Below are 7,032 nucleotides of genomic sequence, written 5' to 3' on the forward strand. Positions count from 1 at the left end.
GCCGCCATCGGGTCGTACGCGAGCAGGCGCGCCACGCCGCGCGCGGCCAGCGCGCGCACGACCGCGGCCGTGGGCGCCTCGCGCACGTCGTCGCTGCCGGGCTTGAACGCCAGCCCGAGCAGCGAGACCACGCCGCCGCCGGCCGCCTCGGCGATCCGGTCCGCGACGTGCTCGGCGATCGCGACGTTGACCGCGAGCACCCCGTCGAGGATGCGCGGCTCGACGCCGAGCATGCGGGCGCGCGCGGCGAGCGCGGCGGTGTCTTTCGGCAGGCAGTAGCCGCCGAAGCCGGCGCCCGGGTACGCGTACGACGCCATCGCGGCCGGATGCCCGCTCCAGCGCCTGTCGCGGTGCAGGATGCGGAAGGCGGCCGGCACGTCCACGTCCCCGAGCCCGTCTGCGATCATCGACATCTCGTTGGCGTAGCTGACCAACGTCGCGAGCAGGGTGTTCGAGAGGTACTTGATGAACTCGGCGGTGGTGAGCGATACCACGCACACGTCGGCGTCGAACGCGTCGTACAGCCGCTGGAGCACCTCGGCGGCGCGCGGATCCTCGCACCCGATGACGATGCGGTCCGGGTGCATGAAGTCGTCCCAGGCCACTCCCTCGCGCAGGAACTCGGGGTTCGCCGCCACCGGCACGCCGGTACCGGCGACGAGCCCGGCGACGTGGCCGGCGGTGGTGCCCGGCGGCACGGTGGACTTCACGACGAGCACCGGCTTGACCGCCTCGTCGCGCACGGCGTCGAGCACCTGTGCCACCGCCGCATCGAGGTGCGTGAGGTCCGCGGCGCCGTCGTCGCCGGACGGCGTGCCCACGCACACGAACACCGCGTCCGCGCCGCGCACGGCGCCCGCGAGGTCGCCGGTGACGGCGAACGTGTCGCCGAGGCAGTCGGCGAGCGCCTCGGCCAGGCCCGGCTCGTGGAACGGCACGCGCCCTGCCTCGAGATCGGCTCTGCGCCGCTCGCCCGACTCGACACCCGCGACCTCGTGGCCCTTGGCCGCGAAGCCGAGCGCCGTGGTCAGCCCGACGAACCCGAGCCCTATGACGGCGACCTTGCTCATGCGCGTGCCCCTGTCTCGCGAAGGAAGCGCAGGAAGCGCCCGACGCCCTCGTCGACCTCGACGCGCGGGTCGTACCCGAGCATCTCGCGCGCGTGGCTGATGTCCGGGCAGCGGCGCTGCGGGTTGTGCGTGAGGTACGCGGCCTCGTCCGGCGCCTCGAAACGCACGACGCCCGTGTAGCCGAACACCTCGGCCCCTGCCGCGACGTACGTATCGGCGAGCTGCCGCATCGTGATCTCGGGCCGCTCCACGCCGATGTTGAACGCGTCGTACGAGCCGTGGACGAGCGCCTTGACGTAGCCGGCGACCGCGTCCGCCACGTAGCAGAAGGTCCGCGTCGGGGTGCCGTCCGAGAGCAGGACGATGTCGCGGCCCTCGACCACCGCCTTGGCGAAGTCCGCGGGCGCGCGCCGGTCGTCCAAGCGCATCCCGGGGCCGTAGTTGTTGAACGGGCGCACGGCGGTCACGGGCAGCCCGTACTCCTGCGCGTACACCCAGCACATCGTCTCGCCGAAGCGCTTCGCCTCGTCGTAGCAGGCGCGCGGGCCCGTGCATGAGACGAGCCCGCGATACCCCTCGGGCGTGGGGATCGCATCGGGGGTCGGGTCTCCGTAGATCTCGGAGGACGAGAAGAAGACGAGTCCGCGCAGGCCCCCCTCGCCGTAGAAGTCGAGCAGGCGGCGCAGGCCCCAGACGTTCGCCTCCATGGTGACGACGGGGTGCTTGCGGTAGAAGACCGGGCTGGCGATCGACGCCATGTGCAGCACCAGGTCGACGTCGCGCGCGTGCGGGATGTCACCGATCGCGTCATGCGCGATATCGTGGGCGACGATCTCGACGTGCGGCAGCTTCGCGAGCTCATCGAGCCACGCCGGCCGCGCGAGCAGGAACGTGTCGGTCCCCACGATCCGTTCGATGCCCAACTCCGTCGCATAGCGCGCCAGGAACGAGGTGATGTAGAACCCGAGGAACCCGGCGCAGCCCGTGACGAGCACAGAGGAGCCGCCGAAGCGCGCCGCCTGCTCCGGTGTCAGCGCCTCTCGGATCGCAACGAGGTCCCGCTCGAAGACCGTGTCAGCCACGCGGCGTCACTCCCACGTCTTCCACGGCGCGTCGCCGGCGGCCCACCTGCGCTCGAGGTAGTCGCGGTCGCGCACGGTGTCCATGCACTGCCAGAACCCGTCGTGACGCCAGACCCCCAGCCCACCGTCGGCGGCGAGGTCCTGCAGCGCGCCGAACTCCAGGTCGCACGACTCATCGGTCGTCAGGCGGTCGAGGAAGGCGCGCTCGAAGACCATGAAGCCGCCGTTGATGTAGGAACCGCCCTCGGCGAGCTGGGGCTTCTCCTCGAAGCGGACCACGCGGTCGCCCTCGATCGCGAGCTCACCGAACCTGGACGGCGGGCGCACGCCGGTGATGGTGCCCGTCGCGCCGCTCGCGACGTGCGAGGCCTCGAGGGCGGCGATGTCGACGTCGCCGACCCCGTCGCCGTAGGTGACGTGGAAGCGGTCACCGGTGAGGTGGCTCGCGAGCCGCTTGATGCGGGCGCCCTTCAGCGACTCCTCGCCGGTGTCGACGAGCACGACCTCCCACGGCTCGGCGGCCCCGCCGTGCACCACGGGCTCGACCTTGGGGTCGAGCGTGATGGTGAGATCGGATCCGGCCATCCGGTAGTGGAGGAACCACGACTTGATGTAGTCACCCTTGTACCCGAGCGCGAGGACGAAGCGGGTGTGACCGGCTGCGGCGTAGTGCTTCATGATGTGCCAGAGCAGCGGCATGCCGCCCACCTCGACCATCGGCTTCGGCCGCAGGCCGGTCTCCTCGGCAAGGCGCGTGCCCTTGCCTCCGCACAGGATCACGACGTCGGTCATCTCGTCCCCTTCGACGCGGTCAGTCGCAGGTCAGCAGGTCGTCGACGAGCGAGCCCGGCAGCCGGGCGAGCCGCTCGAACATGAGCAGGTCGTACACGGTGTTCACCATCCGCGACTCGTGGAAGCCGACCTCGACGAACCCGGTCTCGCGGGTGTCGGGGTCCGCCCACCGGCCGCTCGCCAGATTGTAGACGTAGATGCCGCCGCGCTCCTCGTGCTTGACGGTCGCGGCCTCGCGGCTCGTGCGCTCGGCGTCTCCCGCGAGCCGCGCGCGGTCGCCGTCGACCTCCCAGAGATAGTCGCGATGGCCGTACAGCGGCACGACGAAGTCGCAGGACAGCGCGAGCGCCATCGCCCGCGCGATGGCCTCCGGGCGCTTGAACGGGGCGTTCGGGTACAGCACCAGCACCAGGTCGAACTCCTCGCCCGACTCGGCGAACCGCGCGAGCGCCTCGGCGACGATGTCCTCCATCACCACGTCGGGCTCGGACAGCGCCTCACTGCGCAGAGCGGGGACGTCCACGCCATGCTCGCGCGCGTACGCGGCGATGCGCTCGTTCTCGGTCGAGACGAACAGCCGGTCGACGAAGGGAAGCTGCGCCGCGACCCGCAGGGTGTAGCGCAGGAGCGGATGCCCGCCGAGCTCGCGCATGTTCATGTGGTCGATGCCGTCGCATCGCCCGCGGGCCGGGACGAGTGTGAGCACGCGCCTACCCTCGTACATGGCACGCCTTCCCGCTCACTCGAACTCACGCTCCACGTCGTCGAGCAGCGCCGCCGCGCGCTCGTAGTCGTCGGCCTGGCCGACGTCGAGCCACATGCCGTCCAGCTCGTGCGTGCCGACCGGCCTGCCTTCCGCGAGCAGGCGCGCGATGACGTCCGGAACGTCGGCGGCGGCGCCATCGAGCAGTCCGAGCACCCCCGGCGAGACGGCGTACGCGCCTACCGCGACCAGCTGCACGCGCGAGGGCTTCTCGTCGATGCGCAGAAGCCGGCCCGCGTCGTCAACGGTGATCACCCCGTACGGCACGGTGTCGGTGTACGGCTTCACTCCGACGGTGAGATCGGCGCCCGAGCGCGCGTGCGCATCCAGCATCGCCGCGAAGTCCGCCTCGAGCACGAGGTCCGCGTTGACCAGCAGGAACGGCGCGGCGAGCTCGGCGGCGAGCGCGTGCAGCCCGCCCATGGTGCCGAGCCGGACCTCTTCGCGACTGAGGTCGACGGCGATCCCGTAGCGCTCCGCGTAGGGTGCGACCGCCTCGGCGAACTTCTCGAAGCGGTAGCTCGCGAGCACGTGGATACGCGAGAAGCCCTGTGAGGCCAGCCGCGTCACGAGGTGTTCGAGCACCGTGTACGGCCCGACCGGCAGCAGCGGCTTCGGGATGCCGTACGTCAGCGGGCGCAGCCGCACGCCCTCGCCGCCCGCCATCACCACCGCGATGCGCCCGGTGCTCACGACGGATACTCCCGCGGGTGGTTGGCGTTGCGCTCGTAGACCCGGCCGTGCCGCGCGGCGATCGCCTCGGCGGTGGTGCGCACCAGTTCGGTCTCGTCGCTCATCGAGGCGCCATGGATGCGGTACTCGAAGGCGGGCATGTCGAGGTGGATCCCCATCACGCCGGCGTCCAGCATACGCAGCGAAAGGTCGTAGCCCTCGAGCGTCGGCAGCGACTCGTCGAACCCGCCGAGCGACTCGAGCACGTCGCGGCGCCACGTGGTCGCGCCGGTGAGGAACTCGCCACGCGACGCGAGCTCGTCCGGGTCGTAGGGCGGCAGCGGCTTGCGCGCCCGCCGCCCGGTGTCCTCGAACAGGTAGACCGCATCGCCGTAGACGAAGCCGATCCCAGGATGCGCGTCGAGCGCGCCGCACTCGGCGTGCAGCGTGCCGGGGAGCAGCACATCGTCCGCGTCGAGGCGCATCACGTAGTCGCCCGCAGCCGCGGCAAGCCCCTGGTTGGCGGCCTGCGGCAACCCGGTCCCCGACTGCGCCAGCACGCGCACCCGCTGGTCGCCGGCGTACCGCGCGAGGACCTCCTCGGTCCCGTCGCCGCTCGGGCGGTGCACGATCACGAGCTCGAACCCGCCGGCGGGCGGGTCCTGGTCCAGCACGCTGTCGACCGCCTCGGCGATCCAGCGCGCGTACCCATACGAGCACATGACGACCGTGGCCTTCACGAAAGCTCCCTACACCATGTCCCAAGTGATCGTCGTGTCGGCGGGGATGTCGGCCTTCGCCGTGCGGCCGACGACCACGTCGGCGTGACGCGCGTAGATCCCGGTGCCCGGCCGCTTCACGGCGAGCTTGTCGGCGGTGATGACCTCGCCGGCGCAGATGTCGACCGCCGCGGTCAGCGACTTGCGCGCGTACAACCACGCCTTCTCCTCGGCCGGGTAGTGACCGTTGGCGTAGACGCCGATCGCCGACTCGACCGCGCGCACGTCGTCCATGAAGCCGGGCAGTTCGTCGGCCGACAGCGACAGGCCGTGGTCGGGCGAATCGGGCAGCGACTTGTCGACCGTGTAGTGCTTCTCGATGCTCACGGCGCCCATCGCGACCGCTGCGAGCGGGATGCGCGTGCCGAGCGTGTGGTCGCTGTAGCCCACGGGCAACTCGGGCCAGAACTGCTTCATCTTCAGCATCCGGGCGAGGTTCGCGTCCTCGTCGCGGCACGGGTAGCTCAGGATGCAGTGCTGCAGCGCGATCCGGTCGTTGCCGGCGTCGAGGCACACCTGGATGGCCTCCTCGATCTCGCCGATCGTCGCGGTGCCGGTCGACATGATCAGCGGCTTGCCGGTCTCCGCGCACACCCGGATCATGTCGTGGTAGATGAGCTCGGCCGAGGCGATCTTGAAGAAGTCGACGTCGAGTGAGATGAGGAACCGCGCGGACTCCATGCCGAACGGCGACGACGAGAACGCGATACCGAGCCCGGCGGCGTGCGCCTTCATCTCGGCGTACGCGCTCTTGGGCAGGTGGTCCACCTTCTTGAACATGTCGTACTGCGACCCGCCGCCGTCGGTGTCGAGCTTCGGGTCCCAGTAGCGCGGCGCGGTCTTCGTGGAGATCTCCTCGGCGGTGTAGGTCTGGAACTTGATCGCCGACGCTCCCCCGGCGGCCGCCGTGTCGATGAGCGCGATGGCGCGGTCCATGTCGTTGTTGTGGTTCACGCCGGCATCCAGCAGGACCACGCACGGCGCACCGCCGCCGAGGTGCACGCCGTTGCCGATGTCGATGCTGCGCTCCATCTGCGGTCCTTCCCTCACGCGAAGCGGATGCGGTCGCGGACGGCCGCCTCGGCCGCCGGGTCACGCGCGACGCGAGGCGCGTCGTCAAGAGTACGGCAGTACGCGACGATCTCGGGCAACGGCGGGAAGACGCCGCCGAAGTGCGCGAGCACCCGCTCGAGGAACGCGAGGTCGCTCTCGAGGTCGACGGTGAGGCGCAGATCGGGGAAGCGGACCTCGTCGGGCGCCGGCCACAGTTCACAGCGCACGAACGGCGCGAGCTCGAAGAACCACGTCATGTACTCGGTGAGCTCGGGCGCGAGCGTGCGCTCGTGCAGCTCGCGCAGGGCGTCCGCGCGCGCGACCTCGATCGCGCACCCGAGCGGCACGCCGTCGGGGCGCGAGTAGTCGCCGCCGGTCCGCTCGAGGTGGCCGAGCGCACCGAGCATCGCCGGCACGTCGGACAGCGGGTTGTCGCCGGTGATGCGCGCGACGTACTCGGAGGGGCGCGACTCCATCGCGCCGAGGAACCGCCCGAGGACGTCCTCGACCGGCCCCCGGTGCACCGCCACGCCGCGGCCCGCGCAGTACTCCTCGATGGCATCGTCGGCCGGGTCGACCGTGGTGCACACCACGACCTCGCCGAACGCGACGCCGGCCGTCACGCGGTCCAGCACGCGGCCGAGCAGCGGCACGCCGCCGAGCTCGCGGAACGCCTTCCCGGGCAGCCGAGAGCTGCCGGTGCGGCACGCGACGAGTCCGAGCAGCCGCATCAGATGAGCGCCTCCTCGGTGATCGCGTCCCCGGCTCGGACCTCGCGCGCGAGCGTGCGGCCGAGCGCGGCCGCACGCTCGCGCGCGAGG

8 protein-coding genes are annotated in these 7,032 nt (G+C 71.3%); all 8 read right to left on the reverse strand.

Annotation, left to right across the window (positions count from 1 at the left end):
* Nucleotides 1-1,070: UDP-glucose/GDP-mannose dehydrogenase family protein (locus FDZ70_04705; protein ID TLM78025.1), on the reverse strand; the 1,070-nt coding region annotated here is incomplete at its 3' end.
* The gene (locus FDZ70_04710; GenBank protein TLM78032.1) at nucleotides 1,067-2,065 is read right to left on the reverse strand and encodes an NAD-dependent epimerase/dehydratase family protein; all 999 of its coding nucleotides are present in this window, start codon (nucleotides 2,063-2,065) and stop codon (nucleotides 1,067-1,069) included. The genes FDZ70_04710 and FDZ70_04705, both read right to left, overlap by 4 nt.
* 93 nt (nucleotides 2,066-2,158) lie before the next feature.
* Nucleotides 2,159-2,944 (reverse strand): glucose-1-phosphate cytidylyltransferase, encoded by a 786-nt coding sequence (locus tag FDZ70_04715; protein ID TLM78026.1) that lies wholly within the window; start codon nucleotides 2,942-2,944, stop codon nucleotides 2,159-2,161.
* A gap of 19 nt (nucleotides 2,945-2,963) precedes the next feature.
* Nucleotides 2,964-3,668: a hypothetical protein gene (locus tag FDZ70_04720; protein TLM78027.1), complete on the reverse strand. Its 705-nt coding sequence runs from the start codon at nucleotides 3,666-3,668 to the stop codon at nucleotides 2,964-2,966.
* Between the two features lie 15 nt (nucleotides 3,669-3,683).
* Nucleotides 3,684-4,400, reverse strand: coding sequence for a hypothetical protein (locus tag FDZ70_04725; protein ID TLM78028.1), 717 nt, complete (start codon nucleotides 4,398-4,400; stop codon nucleotides 3,684-3,686).
* Nucleotides 4,397-5,119, reverse strand: coding sequence for a glycosyltransferase (locus FDZ70_04730; GenBank protein TLM78029.1), 723 nt, complete (start codon nucleotides 5,117-5,119; stop codon nucleotides 4,397-4,399). The genes FDZ70_04725 and FDZ70_04730 overlap by 4 nt, the downstream gene beginning before the upstream one ends.
* Before the next feature lie 9 nt (nucleotides 5,120-5,128).
* Nucleotides 5,129-6,190 carry an N-acetylneuraminate synthase gene (locus FDZ70_04735; GenBank protein TLM78030.1) on the reverse strand — a complete coding sequence of 354 codons (1,062 nt, stop codon included), beginning with the start codon at nucleotides 6,188-6,190 and terminating at the stop codon, nucleotides 5,129-5,131.
* Nucleotides 6,191-6,204: 14 nt separating this feature from the next.
* Nucleotides 6,205-6,942, reverse strand: a complete 738-nt coding sequence (locus tag FDZ70_04740; protein ID TLM78031.1) for an acylneuraminate cytidylyltransferase — start codon at nucleotides 6,940-6,942, stop codon at nucleotides 6,205-6,207.
* Nucleotides 6,943-7,032 lie beyond the last annotated feature (90 nt).

It is taken from the genome of Actinomycetota bacterium (assembly GCA_005774595.1).
GTDB lineage: Bacteria > Actinomycetota > Coriobacteriia > Anaerosomatales > D1FN1-002 > D1FN1-002.